This window comes from Rhodococcus sp. Q1, from assembly GCF_004153645.1.
Classification (GTDB): Bacteria; Actinomycetota; Actinomycetes; order Mycobacteriales; family Mycobacteriaceae; genus Rhodococcus; species Rhodococcus gordoniae.
The window spans coordinates 70774-86120 of the sequence record NZ_SDMJ01000003.1; the positions used below are offsets into that span (position 1 = coordinate 70774).

Genomic DNA, 15347 nt, shown 5'->3' on the forward strand with positions numbered 1-15347 from the left:
GCCCATGCCCATCGACAGGGATGTCGCACTGTCCGCCGCCCCCACCACCCGTGAGGCCGCCTGGACCGACCGCGACGTGATCCTCTACCACCTCGGGCTGGGGGCGGGCGCCGACTCGCTCGACCCCGCCGAACTGCGGTGGGTCTACGAGAAAGGCCTGCAGGTCCTGCCGACCTTCGCAATGGTTGCGGGGCAAGGGGTCTCCGCCGGACAGGTGTCGCCGACCGGAATGAACCTGCCGGGAATCGACATCGATCTGCGCAAGATTCTCCACGGTGGGCAATCCGTCACCGTGCACGCCCCGATCCCGACCTCGGGTTCCGCGACGATCTCGTCGCGTATCGCGGATGTCTGGGACAAGGGCAAGGCCGCGGTGATCGTGCTCGAACAGTCCGCCACGGACGGCGACGGAAACCCGCTGTGGACCAGTGCGATGCAGATCTGGGCGCGCGGTGAGGGCGGGTTCGGCGGCAATCCTGGACCCGACACGTCGACCACCGTCCCGGAACGGGAGGCCGACAAGATCCTCGTGTCGCCCACGAGCACACAGCAGGCGCTGGTGTACCGGCTCAGCGGCGACCTCAACCCGCTGCACGCCGACCCCGACTTCGCGAAGATGGCGGGGTTCGACCGGCCGATCCTGCACGGCCTCGCGTCGTACGGTGTCGTGTGCAAGGCCGTCGTCGACGGTGTGCTGGACGGCGATCCCACCCGTGTCCGGTCGTTCTCGGTCCGCTTCGCCGGCTCGCTGTACCCGGGGGAGACGATCGAGACGGCGGTGTGGCGCGACGGCGACACCCTGACCCTGCTCGCCACCTGCCCCGAGCGCGACGGACAACCGGTGCTCACCCACGCCACGATGGAGATCCGATGAGAGTCGACCCCGATACCCACCCCATCGTCGGGCACGCGCCCGCCGGCACGGTGCTGACCTCGGCGCCGCAGGACACCGCCGTCGACCGCGCCACCGCTGCCGCGCGGCGCGTGGTGGACGCGCTGCTGCGCACCGACCGCGCCAACGCGAATCTCGAGCGGGTCGCGGAAGAACTCGACAGCATCGCCGAGCACCTCGAGGAACATGCCCCCGAGGTGCAGGAGCGACTGGTCGACATGTGGCACGGAGAGGGCGTCACCCGGCACGACCCCGTCACCGGACCCGAGAACGCGCTCGCGCCGCCGCTGGTTCTCTCCGGGCGTGAGGACGGCTCGGTGGAAGGCGTCGTCGAACTGACCTTCCCGTACCAGGGTCCGCCCGGGCACGTGCACGGCGGAGTCTCGGCGCTTCTGCTCGATCACACGCTGGGTGTGGCGAACGCGTGGGCCGGACGCAGCGGTGCCACCGCCCAGCTGAACGTGCGGTACCACCGTCCGACGCCCTTGTTCGAACCGCTGACGGTCACCGGTCGTCTGGTCGAGCAGGACGGCCGCAAGATCAACACGGCCGGGGAGATCAGGACCGCGGACGGCACGGTGTGCGTGTCCGTCGAGGCACTGTTCATCGACAGGACGGTTCCCCGTCCTCGCTGACGGTCGCCATCACTCATCTCACCGGATCGGAGAGGACCGACATGGGAAAGCTGGACGGGCGGGTGGCGATCGTCACCGGAGCCGGTATGGGGATCGGCCGAGGAGTGTCCGGTGCTCTGGCCCGCGAGGGCGCGCACGTCGTGGTCGCCGAAGTGGACCGGGCGGCAGGGACCGATACCGCGCGGTGGCTCACCGACCGGTGGGGCGTGCGTGCGCACTTCGTGCCGACCGATGTCACCGACCGCGAGCAGGTGCACGCGATGGTGGACTCGGCCGTGCGCGAATTCGGACGTCTCGACATCCTGGTCAACAACGCCTGGCGGTCACTGGGATTCGCGCGCATGGAGAAGACGCCCGAAGAGAGTATGCAGGCAGGCTTCGACATGGCCGTGATGGCGACCTTCTGGGCGATGCAACGCGCGTACCCGGAACTCGCCCGCCACGGAACCGGCCGAGTGATCAACATGTGCAGTCTCAACGGCGTCAATGCCCACATGTACTCGGTGTCGTACAACGCCGCGAAAGAGGCGTTGCGCAGCATGACCCGCACCGCGGCCCGGGAATGGGCCCCGAAACAGGTGTGCTGCAACGTGATCTGCCCCGGCGCGCAGAGCGCGGCGTACCGGCGGGTCGCGGAGGCCGATCCGCAGATGGCGGCGACACAGGCCGCGGCCAACCCCATGGGCCGTATCGGTGACCCTCTCGACGACATCGGTACCGTCGCGGCTTTCCTCGCGAGCGACGACTCGCGTTATCTCACCGGCAACACGCTGTTCGTCGACGGCGGTAGCCACATCAACGGCGTGCAATGGGCGCCGGCGGTCGACTGAAATCCCGACGGAGGATTCATGATCTCTCGTACTGCTCGGAGCGCGGTATCGGTACTCGCCGCGGTCTCGATGCTCGGCCTCACCTCCTGCTCCGACACCGGCGGTGACGACACCGAGGAGGCAGCAGGAGGACCCGGCTCCCTGGTCACCGACCGCCCCCTCACCGGTGCGGCGGCGCTTCCCAGCGCGTCACGAACCGACCTGATCACCTATCTGTCCGAGGGGGCCGACGGGCGTCCCGTCCTCGTCTCCGGGACTGTCGCGATCCCCGAAGGAGAGGCACCGGAGGGAGGCTGGCCCGTGCTCAGCTGGGCCCACGGGACCACGGGGGTCGGCGATGCCTGTGCGCCCTCCGCCGACACTCCCGGAGGCCCGGCCCACTCCTATGTCGCAAGGACGACCGCCATGCTCGACCGGTGGGTCGCCGACGGCTACGCCGTGGTCCAGACCGACTACGAGGGGCTCGGCACTCCGGGTGGACATCCCTACATGAACGGTGACAGTGCCGCCGCCGCCGTCGTCGACATCGTGCGCGCGGCCCGGGAACTCGATCCGGGCATCGGCACCCGGTGGGTCGCGATGGGCCACAGTCAGGGTGGCCACGCCGCGCTGTACGCGGCGGCGCGCGGGCAGGAACACGCCCCTGAGCTCGACCTGCAGGGAGCGATCGCCTTCGCACCGGGCAGCCGGACGAGTGAGACCGCCCAGTACTACGCGACGGCCGGCCCCGCGATCGGTCCGGCGCTCGGATTCCTGCCGGTCCTGCTGCTCGGGGCGCAGGCGGCGGACCCGTCCATCGACGCCGACGCGATGCTCACGGACGCGTCGCGACCTCTGCTCGATGCAGCGCGCACCGGGTGCATGGACGACATCCGCGAAGCCGCGAGCACCGTTCCGGTGGATCAGGTGTTCGCTCCCGATGCGGATCTCGACGCGCTCCGCGAGTACTACGCCGGCCAGGAACTCGAAGCGCTCACCCTGACGGTGCCGACACTCGTCGTCCAGGGCACCGACGATGTGCTGGTGTCGCGTCCGGTCACCGACCGGGTCACCGAGGCGCTGTGCGGCAACGGCGCCGACCTGACCTACCGGGTGTACGACGGAGCCGACCATCGCGGCGTGCTCGACGCGTCCTTCGACGATGTGCGGACCTTCGTCGACGGAGTGCGCGCGGGCGAGACGCAGGACGGGACGTGCGGTTGATGCGGTCGTTCAGTCGGTCTTGACGCGTTCCGGTGCGGTGTAGACGTTCATCGTCTCGCCGCGGAGAAAACCCACCAGGGTCAGGCCCGACTCCGCGGCGAGGTCGACGGCGAGGGACGACGGCGCCGATACCGCGGCGAGTAGGGGAACGCCGGCCATCACGGCCTTCTGCACGAGCTCGAACGAGGCGCGTCCGCTCACCATGAGCACGCTGTGCGACAGCGGGACCCGGTTGTCGGTCAGGGCCCGGCCGAGCACCTTGTCGACGGCGTTGTGCCTGCCGACATCCTCGCGCAGGGCCCACAGCGCACCGTCGAGCGTGAACAGTGCCGCTGCGTGCAGGCCCCCGGTCGACTCGAAGACCTGCTGGTGCCGCCGCAGGGTGTCGGGCAGTTCCGCGAGCGTGTGCGTGCCGATCGAGGTGCCGCCGGCCTCCCGCAGCGGATATCGCGTGCGGGTGCGCACCTCGTCGAGCGAGTTCTTCCCGCACACCCCGCACGCGGAGGTGGTCGTGAACGCGCGTCGCCCCGTCCCCTCCGGGATCGTGACACCGGGAGCGAGGGTGATGTCGAGAACGTTGTAGGTGTTGGCGCCGCTCTCGTCGACCCCGTCGCAGTACCGCACCGCGGCGATGTCCTCACGACTGCCGATCATCCCCTCGGCCAGGAGGAATCCGTGGACGAGGTCGACGTCGTGCCCGGGGGTGCGCATCGTGATCGTCAGTGATTCGCCGCCGATCCTGATCTCGAGCGGTTCCTCGACGGCGAGGGTGTCGGGACGTCGCGTCACCCTGTCCGCCGTGATGCGCAGTACCGATCGACGTGTCGTGACCCGTCCCATCCTCTACCTCCCAGATACGTGCAGCGGGTCGAGCCCTTGTCACTACGCAACTCGACAGGGCAGGGGTACCCGGTCGTGCGGCACGTCATCCTCCGTACTGTCCGCCACTGCCCGCCCGTTCACGACTGCGCTCGGCTCCGCCCCGAGGCGGTGTGGACCGCGGGTGGCACCACACGAAACCCACTCGCTCCTCGTAGGGACACTACAGACTCGGTCTCCTCTCGGGGGACGGTGATGAATGCGGGCCACCGGTCGGCTTCGGATCGCGGATACCAGGGTCGAACAGGGTGGACTCGTGTGGTCGCTCTGCCGAGTCGGACATCGCATCTACGATGTCGGCCATGGCTGTGCGCAGGATCGACGCAACCGAACGCCGAGCACGACTCGCCACCCGGCACCGCCTGCATCCCGGGCACCGCGCCGCCGATGCGGTCGACGCCGCGACCGGCATGGTGTGCCTGCACGGCACCGATCCCGCCAGCGTCTACCTGTCGGCATGGGCCCGGGTCGACGACTTCGTCACGACCGACCTCGATCGGGCCCTCTACACGGATCGGTCGCTGGTGAAACACATGGCCATGCGGCGCACCGTCTTCGTCTTCCCGCGCGAGATCCTGCCGGTCGTGCAGGCGGGCGCGAGCGCGCGAGTCGCAGCGGCGCAACGCCGTCAGGTGGTCAAGGACGTCGAGAAGGCCGGTCTGCACGGCGACGGCGAGCAGTGGCTCGACGAGGTGAGCGGCCACGTGCTGCAGGCGTTGTCCGGAGGACGCGAAGCGACGTCCAGCGAATTGCGTGCCGAGATCCCGCTTCTCGACGCGAGTATCGACTACGGGATCGGGAAGTCGTGGGGCGGCAGGGTCCCGTTCGCTCCGCGCGTGCTCACCGTGCTCTCCGCCGAAGGAAAAGTGGTGCGGGCGTCCAACAACGGGTCGTGGCGCGTGTCGCGGCCCGCCTGGACGTCGACGGAGTCGTGGCTCGGCGCCGGGATCGCGCCGTGCGACGAAGCCGACGGTGTACGCGCCCTCGTGGAATCATGGCTGCGGGTCTTCGGGCCGGGTACCGAGGCCGACATCAAGTGGTGGCTCGGCTCCACCCTCACCGCCGTACGCGCGGCTCTCGCCGACCTCGACGTGGTGGAGGTGGATCTCGACGGCCGTTCCGGATACCTCCTGGCCGACGACGTGGAGGAACCTGCTCCCGCCGACCCGTGGGGGGTATTGCTGCCTTCCCTGGACCCCACGGTGATGGGGTGGGCCGAACGAGACTGGTATCTGGGGTCGTACAAGGGCGACCTGTTCGATTCGAACGGCAATGCCGGGCCCACGGCGTGGTGGGACGGACGGATCGTCGGCACGTGGTGGCAGAGCGATTCCGGATCCGTCGAACTGCATCTGCTCGAGGACATCGGGGTCGACGGCCGGGCGGTGCTCGAACAGGAGGCCGCGCGCCTCGACGAGTGGCTCGGGGGAGTGAAGGTGACGGCCAGATTCCCGACACCTCTCGCGAAGGAACTCGCGGCGGCGACGGACGGCGCGCCGTCGGGCAGGTCCTCGTCGTAGGCTGCGCTCATGGCCATCGAACCGAGAACCGCCACGCGCCGCGACATTCCGGCCTTCGCTCCGGTGGTCGCCGAAGCCTTCGTCGACGATCCGGTCTTCACGTGGATGTTCCCGGACGAACACCACCGCATCCGGCGCATGACCCGTTTCTTCGCGGCCGACGCCCGGCACCACATGGTGCCGTTGGGAGCCACCGACATCGCCGAGTCCGACGGGGTCGTCGGAGGCGCGGCGATGTGGGCGCCACCCGGAGGATGGCGTAGCGATATGTGGACCTCGCTCCGTCTGCTGCCCGGTTTCTGCGCAGCACTCGGCAGGTACATGAAACGGGGACGGCAGGTCGACGAAACCCTCGATGCGGCGCATCCGGGCGAACCGCACTGGTATCTGTCGACGATCGGCACCTCACCTGCCGCGCGGGGGACCGGCCTCGGCACAGCCCTCATGAAGGCCGGCCTCGACCGTGCCGACGCCGAACACGCTCCGGCCTACCTCGAATCGAGCAAGGAGGCGAACATTCCCTACTACGAGCGGTTCGGGTTCGAGGTCACCCGCGCCATCGTCGTCCCCGACGGCGGGCCGACGCTGTGGGGAATGTGGCGGCAGCCGCGCTGAGGTGTCGATCCGCGATCGAATTCGTCATCCGCTACAGCAATTGCCGCAGCGGATGACGAATCGGATCGCGAATGCTTTTGTCTTGGAATCGGTTTCGGCGAACCGAGGAATCAGGCGCCTTGCCAGACGGTGTCGAACGGGGTGTTGGCGGACACCCGCGCCTTGATCCCCGCGGTGACGAAATCCTTGGCGCGGGCCGCGGCGTCGGCGACCGACCCGCCCTTCGCGAGTTCGGCCGTGATCGCGGCCGCGAGGGTGCAGCCGGCGCCGGACACCCGCTCGTTGCCGACCTTCGGTGCCGTCAGCAGGGTGACCTCGGAACCGTCGAACAGGACGTCGACGGCGTCCTCGCCGTCGAGTTCGACGCCGCCCTTCGCCACGACGTACTGCGGGCCGAGATCGTGGATGCGACGTGCCGCCTCGACGAGCTGGTCGACGGAGGTGATGTCGTCCATACCGGACAGCATGCGAGCCTCGAACAGGTTCGGGGTGACGACCGTGGCATGGGGCAGCACCTGCGCGCGCAACGCGTTGTCGGTGTCGAGCGCCGCCCCGGCTTCCTGGCCCTTGCAGATCAGGACCGGGTCGAGCACGACGTGCCGCCAGGACTGCTTCTCCAGGCCCTCGGCGACCACATCGATCGTCGCGGGTGTGCCCAGCATGCCGATCTTCACCACGTCGAGGTCGTGAGCGGCGGTTGCTGCCTCGATCTGGTCGGCGATCACCTCGGCCGGGACGGGGAAGAAGCGGTGGCCCCAGTCGTTCTTCGGATCGAACGAGACGATGCACGTCGTGGTGCCCACGCCGTACACACCCAGCTGCTGGAACGTCTTGAGGTCGACCTGCAGACCGGCGCCACCGGTCGCTTCCGAGCCGGCGATGACGTATGCGAGGTCGACCATGTGAGTGCTCCGTTCGGACGGGGAGACGGCGTTTCCGCGGGATGTACCCGCCGGACGACCAGGTTACAGACGAACCCGGTGCCACCTGCGGACCGCCCACCGCCGCTCCCGATATCGTCCAGGCATGACGGCCTTCGACGAGCTCGACGACTACCTGGCGCTACCCCGCGTCACCTCCCTCACGATGTCTCCGGACGGGAACCGCCTGGTGATCACGCAGTCGACGCTCGACGACAAGGCCACCTCGTACACGGGCGCGTTGTGGGAGGTGGATCCCGCCGGCGATACCCCGGCGCGGCGCCTGACCCACGGCGCCACGGGGGAGTCGAACCCGACCTTCACCGCGACCGGCGACCTGCTCTTCACCGCCGCCCGCGGTACGGACGACCCGCCGGTGTCGCTGTGGCGACTGCCCGTGGCCGGCGGGGAGGCCGAGCAGATCGGATCCCGGAAGGGTGGGTTCGCGTCGGTGTGTGCGGCGTCGCACGCCGACAGGACGGTCCTGCTCGCGTCCGTTCTCGGCCACAGCGAGTCCGACGACGAACGGATCCGGGACGCCCGCAAGGACGGTGCGGTCACCGCCGTGCTGCATGCCGGCTATCCGGTGCGCTACTGGGATCACGATCTCGGACCCGACCAGCCGCATCTGCTCCTCCCGGACAACAGCGGCGACGGGTTCACCGATCTCACCCCGGGGATCCGCGGGTCGCTGCGCGACGCCCACCTCGATGTCGCTGCGGACGGTTCGTTCGCCGCGGCCACCTGGGTGGTCCCCGGTCCGCTCGCCTCGCGCCGCGTCACCGTCGTGCGGATCGATCTCGGCACCGGTCTGCGCACCCCGCTCGTCGACGACGAGACCGGCGACGCGACACATCCGTCGCTCTCCCGGGACGGACGCAAACTCGCCTATCTGCACGAGTCGATCGGCGACGCCGAGAACCCGCCGCAGGTGACCGTCCGCGTCCTCGACATCGCCTCCGGAGCCACCGATATCGAAGCCCCCGAGTGGGACCGGCGTCCCACTTCGGTGGCCTGGCTGCCCGACGGGTCCGGTCTCGTGCTCACCGCCGACGATCACGGACGCGCACCGGTCTTCGTCCAGCGGCTCGGAGACGCGCAGCCCGTCCGCGTCACCACGGACGACGCCGCCTACACCCATGTCCACCTCGCGCCCGACGGCAACCGTGCGTACGCGCTGAGGGCCTCGTACGACGCACCGCCACATCCCGTGCGCATCGACCTGACCGGACCCGGCGCCGGCACCGTCACGCCCCTGCCCGCTCCCGCTGCGCTCCCGGAACTGCCGGGCCGCCTCGTGGAAACGACCACCGACGCCGCCGACGGCACGCCGGTGCGGGCATGGCTTGCGCTCCCGCACACCGCGTCCGCCGCCGACCCCGCACCGCTGCTGCTGTGGGTGCACGGTGGACCGCTGAGCAGCTGGAACACATGGTCGTGGCGCTGGAACCCGTGGCTTCTCGTCGCCCGGGGCTACGCGGTGCTGTTGCCGGACCCCGCACTGTCCACGGGATACGGCGACGCCTTCATCCGGCGCGGCTGGGGACGCTGGGGACGCGAACCGTACACCGATCTCATGGCGATCACCGACGCCGCGGTCGCGCGGAACGACATCGACGAGGACCGGACCGCGGTGATGGGTGGCTCGTTCGGCGGATATCTGGCCAACTGGATCGCCGGTCACACCGACCGGTTCCGGGCGGTCGTCACCCACGCCGGTCTGTGGGCGCTGGACCAGTTCACCCCGACCACCGACGTGGCCTGGTACTGGCAACGGGAGATGACCCCGGAGATGGCCGTCGAGAACTCACCGCACCTGTTCGTCGCCGATATCGTCACGCCCATGCTCGTCATCCACGGCGACAAGGACTATCGCGTCCCCATCGGCGAAGCACTGCGCCTGTGGTACGAGCTGCTCGACGAATCGGGGCTGCCCGCCGAGGACGACGGCACCACCGTCCACCGGTTCCTGTACTTTCCGTCCGAGAACCACTGGGTGCTACAGCCGCAGCATTCGAAGATCTGGTACCGCACGGTCGAAGCATTCCTGTCGGAGCACGTGCTCGGCCGCCCGCTCGACCTGCCGGCCGAGCTGGGCTGACCGAGAACGTCCGGGGGTGTCGACCGCCTGTTACGCGGGCGGTCGCGGCTGGTCGCCGGGCGAGGCGGGCGGACGAGTGGGCTCGTCGGTGGCCGGGGTCGACTCACTCGTAGACGAGCCGGTGTGCGTCGCCGCGTGTTGGCCGGACCCGCTCTGACCGCGGTGGGTGACCTTCTCGGCGAGACCGCCCACCGTCTCCTGGAGCTGTGGTGCCTTCTCCTTCACGACGGAGGCCGCTTCGTTCACCTTGTCCTGTACGGCAGGTATGACCTTGTCCTGTACCGCCGGGTTGTGCCACAGCTCGTTCGAACGTCCCCGCATCTTGTCGTACGTCTCGCGGCCCGCCCGGGTCCCCGCGACGAATCCCGCAGCTGCACCTGCAGCGAAGATCAATGCCCGCATCATGACGGGGTCCTCCGTCCTGTCAGTTCGGCGTCCGCGCATTCGGCGGCCCGGCAATGCGATACCCGGTCGGGGACCGGGCCACACCCTCCGGTCGCCGCCCCTGTCCGGTTCTCTCGTGGCCCCTGTCCAGGAGGTTCGCGTCCGACGCTTACGATTGACGGGTGACCAGTGCGCCAGAGAACTCGCAGAACCCCGCCGACGCCCTTCCCAAGAGCTGGGACCCCAGCGCCGTCGAAGCGGAGCTCTACCAGCAGTGGGTGGACGCCGGCTACTTCGAGGCCGACCCTACGAGCGACAAGCCCGGGTACTCGATCGTCCTGCCGCCGCCGAACGTCACCGGCAGCCTGCACATGGGTCACGCCCTCGACCACACCCTCATGGACGCACTCTCCCGCCGGAAGCGCATGCAGGGCTACGAGGTGCTGTGGCTGCCCGGCATGGATCATGCCGGTATCGCCACCCAGACCGTCGTCGAGAAGCAGCTCGCCACCGACGGCAAGAAAAAGGAGGACCTCGGCCGCGAGGCCTTCATCGACAAGGTCTGGCAGTGGAAGGCCGAGTCGGGCGGCACGATCCAGGGCCAGATGCGTCGTATCGGCGACGGCGTCGACTGGTCGCGCGACCGCTTCACCATGGACGAGGGGCTTTCCCGCGCTGTCCAGGTGATGTTCAAGCGCCTCTACGACGAGGGCCTGATCTACCGCGCCGAGCGACTGGTCAACTGGTCGCCCGTGCTGCAGACCGCGATCTCCGACATCGAGGTGAAGTTCGAGGAGGTCGAGGGCGAACTCGTCTCCCTGCGCTACGGCTCCCTGAACGACGACGAGCCGCACGTGATCGTCGCCACCACCCGCGTCGAGACGATGCTCGGCGACACCGCGGTCGCGGTCCACCCCGAGGACGAGCGCTACAAGGACATCATCGGCACCACGCTCGAGCATCCCATCACGGGGCGGCAGATCCCGATCATCGCCGACGACTACGTCGACCCCGAATTCGGTACGGGCGCAGTGAAGATCACGCCTGCGCACGACCCCAACGACTTCGAGATGGGTCTGCGGCACGACCTGCCGATGCCCACGATCATGGACAAGGCCGGTCGCATCGCCGATTCGGGTACGCGCTTCGACGGCATGGACCGCTTCGAGGCACGCGTCGCGATCCGCGAGGAACTCGCCGCGCAGGGACGCGTCGTCGCCGAGAAGCGCCCCTATCTGCACAGCGTCGGCCACTCCGAGCGGTCCGGCGAGACCATCGAACCGCGCCTGTCGATGCAGTGGTGGGTCAAGGTCGACAAGCTCGCGAAGGCCGCCGGTGACGCAGTGCGCAACGGCCACACCGTCATCCACCCCGCGAGCCAGGAACCGCGCTGGTTCGATTGGGTCGACAACATGCACGACTGGTGCATCTCGCGTCAGCTGTGGTGGGGTCACCGCATCCCGATCTGGTACGGCCCGAACGGAGAGGTCCAGTGCTTCGGCCCCGACGAGACCGCACCCGACGGCTGGGAGCAGGACCCGGACGTGCTCGACACGTGGTTCTCGTCCGGTCTGTGGCCGTTCTCGACGATGGGCTGGCCGGAGAAAACCCCCGAACTCGACAAGTTCTATCCCACCAGCGTTCTCGTCACCGGCTACGACATCCTGTTCTTCTGGGTCGCGCGCATGATGATGTTCGGCACCTACGTGTCGGGCGACGACGCCGTGCACCAGGCGCAGGTGCCGTTCCGGGATCTGTTCCTGCACGGCCTGGTCCGCGACCAGTTCGGCAAGAAGATGTCCAAATCGCGCGGCAACGGCATCGACCCGCTCGACTGGGTCGAGCGCTTCGGCGCCGACGCCCTGCGCTTCACGCTGGCGCGTGGTGCGAACCCCGGCGGCGACCTCGCCGTCGGTGAGGACCACGCCCAGTCGTCGCGCAACTTCGCGAACAAGCTGTTCAACGCGACCAAGTTCGCGCTCATGAACGGTGCGGTGATCGGCGAGCTCCCCGCCCGCGAGCAGCTGACCGACGCCGACCGATGGATCCTCGACCGCCTCGAGCAGGTGCGCACCGAGGTCGACGCCGCCTTCGACCACTACGAGTTCTCCAAGGCGTGCGAGGCGCTCTACCACTTCGCGTGGGACGAGGTCTGCGACTGGTATCTCGAGCTCGCCAAGGTCCAGCTCGCCGAGGGCAGCGTTCACGCCGACGGCACCAAGGTCGTGCTCGGCACCGTCCTCGACCAGCTGCTGCGCCTACTGCACCCGGTCATCCCGTTCGTCACCGAGACCTTGTGGAAGGTGCTCACCGGCGGCGAGTCCGTGGTGATCGCGTCCTGGCCCGAGACGTCCGGAGTGCCCACCGACGACACCGCGGCGCAGCGTGTCGCCGACCTGCAGAAGCTCGTCACCGAGATCCGCCGATTCCGGAGCGACCAGGGCCTCAAGCCGTCGCAGAAGGTGGCGGCCCGGCTCGTCGACGTCGAGGACGCGGATCTCGTCGCCCAGGTGCCGGCCGTGCAGTCGCTCGCGCGCCTGACCGAGCCGGAGGACTCGTTCTCGGCCACGGCGTCGATCGAGGTCCGGTTGAGCCGCGCGACGGTCACCGTCGAGCTCGACACCTCCGGCAGCATCGACGTCGGCGCCGAGATCGCGCGCCTGCGAAAGGATCTCGCCGTCGCGGAGAAGGAACTGGCGGGCACCTCGGGGAAACTGTCGAACGAAGCGTTCCTCGCCAAGGCACCCGATCAGGTGGTCGAGAAGATCCGCGGTCGCAAGCAGATCGCCGAAGAGGAGATCGCGCGGATCACCGCGCGGCTGAAGGAGCTGGGCGCGGCGTGAGCACCGATACCCCGGGGTCGCCGTCCCCGGTGGACCTCGCCGAACTGACGCTCGTCGAGGCCGAACTCGACAAGCGGTGGCCGGAGACGAAGATCGAACCGTCCCTGGCGCGGATCGCCGCGCTCATGGACATTCTCGGGTCGCCGCAGAACAGCTACCCGTCGATCCATGTGGCAGGCACCAACGGCAAGACGTCGACCACCCGGATGATCGATGCGTTGCTCACGCGCATGCATCACCGGGTCGGTCGCACGACGAGCCCGCACCTGCAGCTCGCGACCGAGCGGATCAGCATCGACGGTGCCCCGGTCTCGCCGCGCACCTATGTCGACACCTACCGCGACATCGAACCGTACGTCCGGATGATCGACGAGCAGTCCGAGGCGGCCGGTGGGCCGAAGATGAGCAAGTTCGAGGTGACCACCGCAATGGCGTTCGCGGCCTTCGCCGATGCCCCGGTCGACGTCGCCGTCGTCGAGGTGGGTCTCGGCGGACGCTGGGACGCCACCAACGTCGTCACCGGGCAGGTCGCGGTGATCACTCCCATCGGTATCGACCACACCGGCTATCTCGGTGACACCCTCACAGAGATCGCGGGGGAGAAGGCCGGGATCATCAAGAAGGCACCGGACGACGGTCTCGTGCCCCGCGACACCGTGACGATCATCGCGCAGCAGGAACCCGAGGCGATGGACGTGCTGCTGCGGCAGGCCGTCGAAGCCGACGCGGCCGTGGCCCGTCAGGGCTCCGAGTTCGCGGTGGTCCGGCGCGCGGTCGCCGTCGGCGGACAGCAGATCGACCTGCAGGGTCTCGGCGGTCTCTACACCGACATCTTCCTGCCGCTCCACGGCGAGCACCAGGCCCACAACGCGTCGGTCGCGCTGGCCGCGGTCGAGGCGTTCTTCGGGGCGGGCCCCGGCAAGCAGCTCGACGTGGAGGCGGTGCGCGACGCGTTCGCGTCGGTGACCACACCGGGCCGGCTCGAACGAGTGCGCAATGCACCCACCGTCTTCCTAGACGCCGCGCACAACCCGCACGGCGCGAAGGCCCTGGCGGCCGCGCTCGCCCAGGAGTTCGACTTCCGCAAGCTCGTGGGCGTCGTGAGCGTGATGGCCGACAAGGACGTCGCGGGTCTGATCGAGGCGCTCGAACCGGTCTTCGACGAGATCGTCGTCACGCACAACGGGTCGCCGCGGGCGATGGACGTCGACGATCTCGCGAACATCGCCGTCGCCCGATTCGGCGACGAACGGGTCGTCACCGCGGCGACGCTCCCGGATGCGATCGAGACCGCGATCGCGATCGCGGAGGAGGTCGGCGAGCCCGGCGAAGCGGTGTCGGGCGCCGGGGTCGTGGTCACCGGTTCGGTGGTGACCGCAGGTGCGGCCCGCAGTCTGTTCGGAAAGGATCCCGCGTGAGCAACGACAAGCCGGAGGAACAGAAGTTCCGGCCGCCGACGACGGACCCCTGGAAGGGTTTCCGGGGCGTGATGGCGGGAACACTCGTGCTCGAGGCGATCGTGGTCCTGCTGGTGCTGCCGGTCATCGCGACCGTCGGTGGGGGACTGAGCGCGTGGTCGACGACCTACGTCGTGGGCCTCGCCGTCCTGATGTTCCTCGGCGCCGGGGTGCAGAAGAAGTCGTGGGCGATCCCGTTCAACATCACCCTGCAGGTGCTCGCCGTGCTGGGTTTCTTCGTCGACCTCGCGTTCGGCGCGGTGGGCGTGCTCTTCGCCGTGGTATGGGCGTACATCTTCTACCTGCGTAAAGACATCAGGGATCGCGAATCCAGGGGTCTGCTCCCGGGCCAGCGGGACTGAACCTCTAGGCTTGTCGCGTGACTGAGCGGACCCTGGTACTGATCAAGCCCGACGGCGTCGCACGCCGTCATGTCGGAGAGATCCTCGCGCGCATCGAGCGGAAGGGTCTGGACATCGTGGCTCTCGAGCTGCGTACGGCGACCGAGGAGGTCGCCGGAGCGCACTACGCGGAACACGAGGGCAAGCCCTTCTACCCCTCGCTGATCGAGTTCATCACCGGTGGTCCGCTCGTGGCGGCGGTCCTCGAAGGCCCCCGCGCGATCGCAGCCTTCCGGCAGCTCGCCGGTGGCACCGATCCGGTCGAGAAGGCCGTTCCCGGCTCGATCCGCGGCGATCTCGGCCTGGATCCGGGCGAGAACCTGGTCCACGGCTCCGACTCGGTGGAGTCCGCCGAGCGCGAGATCGCTCTCTGGTTCCCCGCCCTGGCGAAATAGCAACCCTGCACCGGCCGGCGCGCCTGGCGTGTCGGCCACGAAACCGTTCGGGCGTCGCGCTTCGCGCTTCCCGACACCCCCGACGGCGCCCTCCGGGGCGCCGTTGGCGTATCCGGACATCTCCGTGTGGGATACTGGCAGAGGTTGCCCCGCACACACCGCGTGCGGAGCGGCCGAACGACATCACGGATCGATGCCCGACATCGCTGTGGCCGAGGACGAAGGAGACACCCTCGCTCGGCGGCACGCTGGATGTTCCGGCGCTCGACCCG

The 15347-nt window shown here is 68.9% G+C and carries 14 protein-coding genes; 11 read left to right on the forward strand and 3 right to left on the reverse strand.

The window, feature by feature from the left end; all coding sequences use genetic code 11:
* Positions 1-4 precede the first annotated feature (4 nt).
* From EQ874_RS08835 to EQ874_RS08850, 4 genes are read left to right on the forward strand one after another with little or no spacing between them, the layout of a single operon-like run.
* Positions 5-874 (forward strand): MaoC/PaaZ C-terminal domain-containing protein, encoded by an 870-nt coding sequence (locus tag EQ874_RS08835; RefSeq protein ID WP_129976557.1) that lies wholly within the window; start codon positions 5-7, stop codon positions 872-874.
* Positions 871-1527 carry a PaaI family thioesterase gene (locus EQ874_RS08840; RefSeq protein ID WP_129976558.1) on the forward strand — a complete coding sequence of 219 codons (657 nt, stop codon included), beginning with the start codon at positions 871-873 and terminating at the stop codon, positions 1525-1527. Before EQ874_RS08835 ends, EQ874_RS08840 begins: the two co-directional genes overlap by 4 nt.
* A gap of 41 nt (positions 1528-1568) precedes the next feature.
* Positions 1569-2357, forward strand: coding sequence for an SDR family oxidoreductase (locus tag EQ874_RS08845; protein ID WP_106200070.1), 789 nt, complete (start codon positions 1569-1571; stop codon positions 2355-2357).
* Positions 2358-2375: 18 nt separating this feature from the next.
* Positions 2376-3560: a lipase family protein gene (locus tag EQ874_RS08850; protein WP_064063331.1), complete on the forward strand. Its 1185-nt coding sequence runs from the start codon at positions 2376-2378 to the stop codon at positions 3558-3560.
* 9 nt (positions 3561-3569) lie between these two features.
* On the opposite strand, the gene fdhD is transcribed toward EQ874_RS08850, so the two are convergent.
* Complete coding sequence (gene fdhD / locus EQ874_RS08855; protein ID WP_129976559.1) at positions 3570-4400, reverse strand: formate dehydrogenase accessory sulfurtransferase FdhD; 831 nt, start codon at positions 4398-4400, stop codon at positions 3570-3572.
* 341 nt (positions 4401-4741) lie between these two features.
* Between fdhD and EQ874_RS08860 the strand changes: the two genes are divergently transcribed.
* Positions 4742-5959 carry a winged helix DNA-binding domain-containing protein gene (locus EQ874_RS08860; protein WP_106200066.1) on the forward strand — a complete coding sequence of 406 codons (1218 nt, stop codon included), beginning with the start codon at positions 4742-4744 and terminating at the stop codon, positions 5957-5959.
* Positions 5960-5968: 9 nt separating this feature from the next.
* Positions 5969-6574: a GNAT family N-acetyltransferase gene (locus tag EQ874_RS08865; RefSeq protein WP_129976560.1), complete on the forward strand. Its 606-nt coding sequence runs from the start codon at positions 5969-5971 to the stop codon at positions 6572-6574.
* 110 nt (positions 6575-6684) lie between these two features.
* On the opposite strand, the gene thiD is transcribed toward EQ874_RS08865, so the two are convergent.
* Positions 6685-7476, reverse strand: a complete 792-nt coding sequence (gene thiD / locus EQ874_RS08870) for a bifunctional hydroxymethylpyrimidine kinase/phosphomethylpyrimidine kinase (protein WP_064063335.1) — start codon at positions 7474-7476, stop codon at positions 6685-6687.
* Positions 7477-7600: 124 nt separating this feature from the next.
* Here thiD and EQ874_RS08875 point away from each other — a divergent pair, with 124 nt between their 5' ends.
* On the forward strand, positions 7601-9595 hold the full coding sequence (locus tag EQ874_RS08875) for a S9 family peptidase (protein WP_129976561.1): 1995 nt from the start codon (positions 7601-7603) through the stop codon (positions 9593-9595).
* A 30-nt stretch (positions 9596-9625) separates the two neighbouring features.
* On the opposite strand, the gene EQ874_RS08880 is transcribed toward EQ874_RS08875, so the two are convergent.
* Positions 9626-10000 (reverse strand): YtxH domain-containing protein, encoded by a 375-nt coding sequence (locus tag EQ874_RS08880; RefSeq protein WP_129976562.1) that lies wholly within the window; start codon positions 9998-10000, stop codon positions 9626-9628.
* Between the two features lie 161 nt (positions 10001-10161).
* Here EQ874_RS08880 and EQ874_RS08885 point away from each other — a divergent pair, with 161 nt between their 5' ends.
* The 4 genes from EQ874_RS08885 to ndk are packed head-to-tail and all read left to right on the forward strand — an operon-like array spanning position 10162 to position 15075.
* Complete coding sequence (locus tag EQ874_RS08885) at positions 10162-12822, forward strand: valine--tRNA ligase (protein ID WP_016932613.1); 2661 nt, start codon at positions 10162-10164, stop codon at positions 12820-12822.
* Positions 12819-14240 (forward strand): folylpolyglutamate synthase/dihydrofolate synthase family protein, encoded by a 1422-nt coding sequence (locus EQ874_RS08890; RefSeq protein ID WP_165369227.1) that lies wholly within the window; start codon positions 12819-12821, stop codon positions 14238-14240. The genes EQ874_RS08885 and EQ874_RS08890 overlap by 4 nt, the downstream gene beginning before the upstream one ends.
* Positions 14237-14641, forward strand: a complete 405-nt coding sequence (locus EQ874_RS08895) for a DUF4233 domain-containing protein (protein WP_016932615.1) — start codon at positions 14237-14239, stop codon at positions 14639-14641. Before EQ874_RS08890 ends, EQ874_RS08895 begins: the two co-directional genes overlap by 4 nt.
* Positions 14642-14658: 17 nt before the next feature.
* Positions 14659-15075: a nucleoside-diphosphate kinase gene (ndk, locus tag EQ874_RS08900; RefSeq protein WP_016932616.1), complete on the forward strand. Its 417-nt coding sequence runs from the start codon at positions 14659-14661 to the stop codon at positions 15073-15075.
* Positions 15076-15347: the final 272 nt, after the last annotated feature.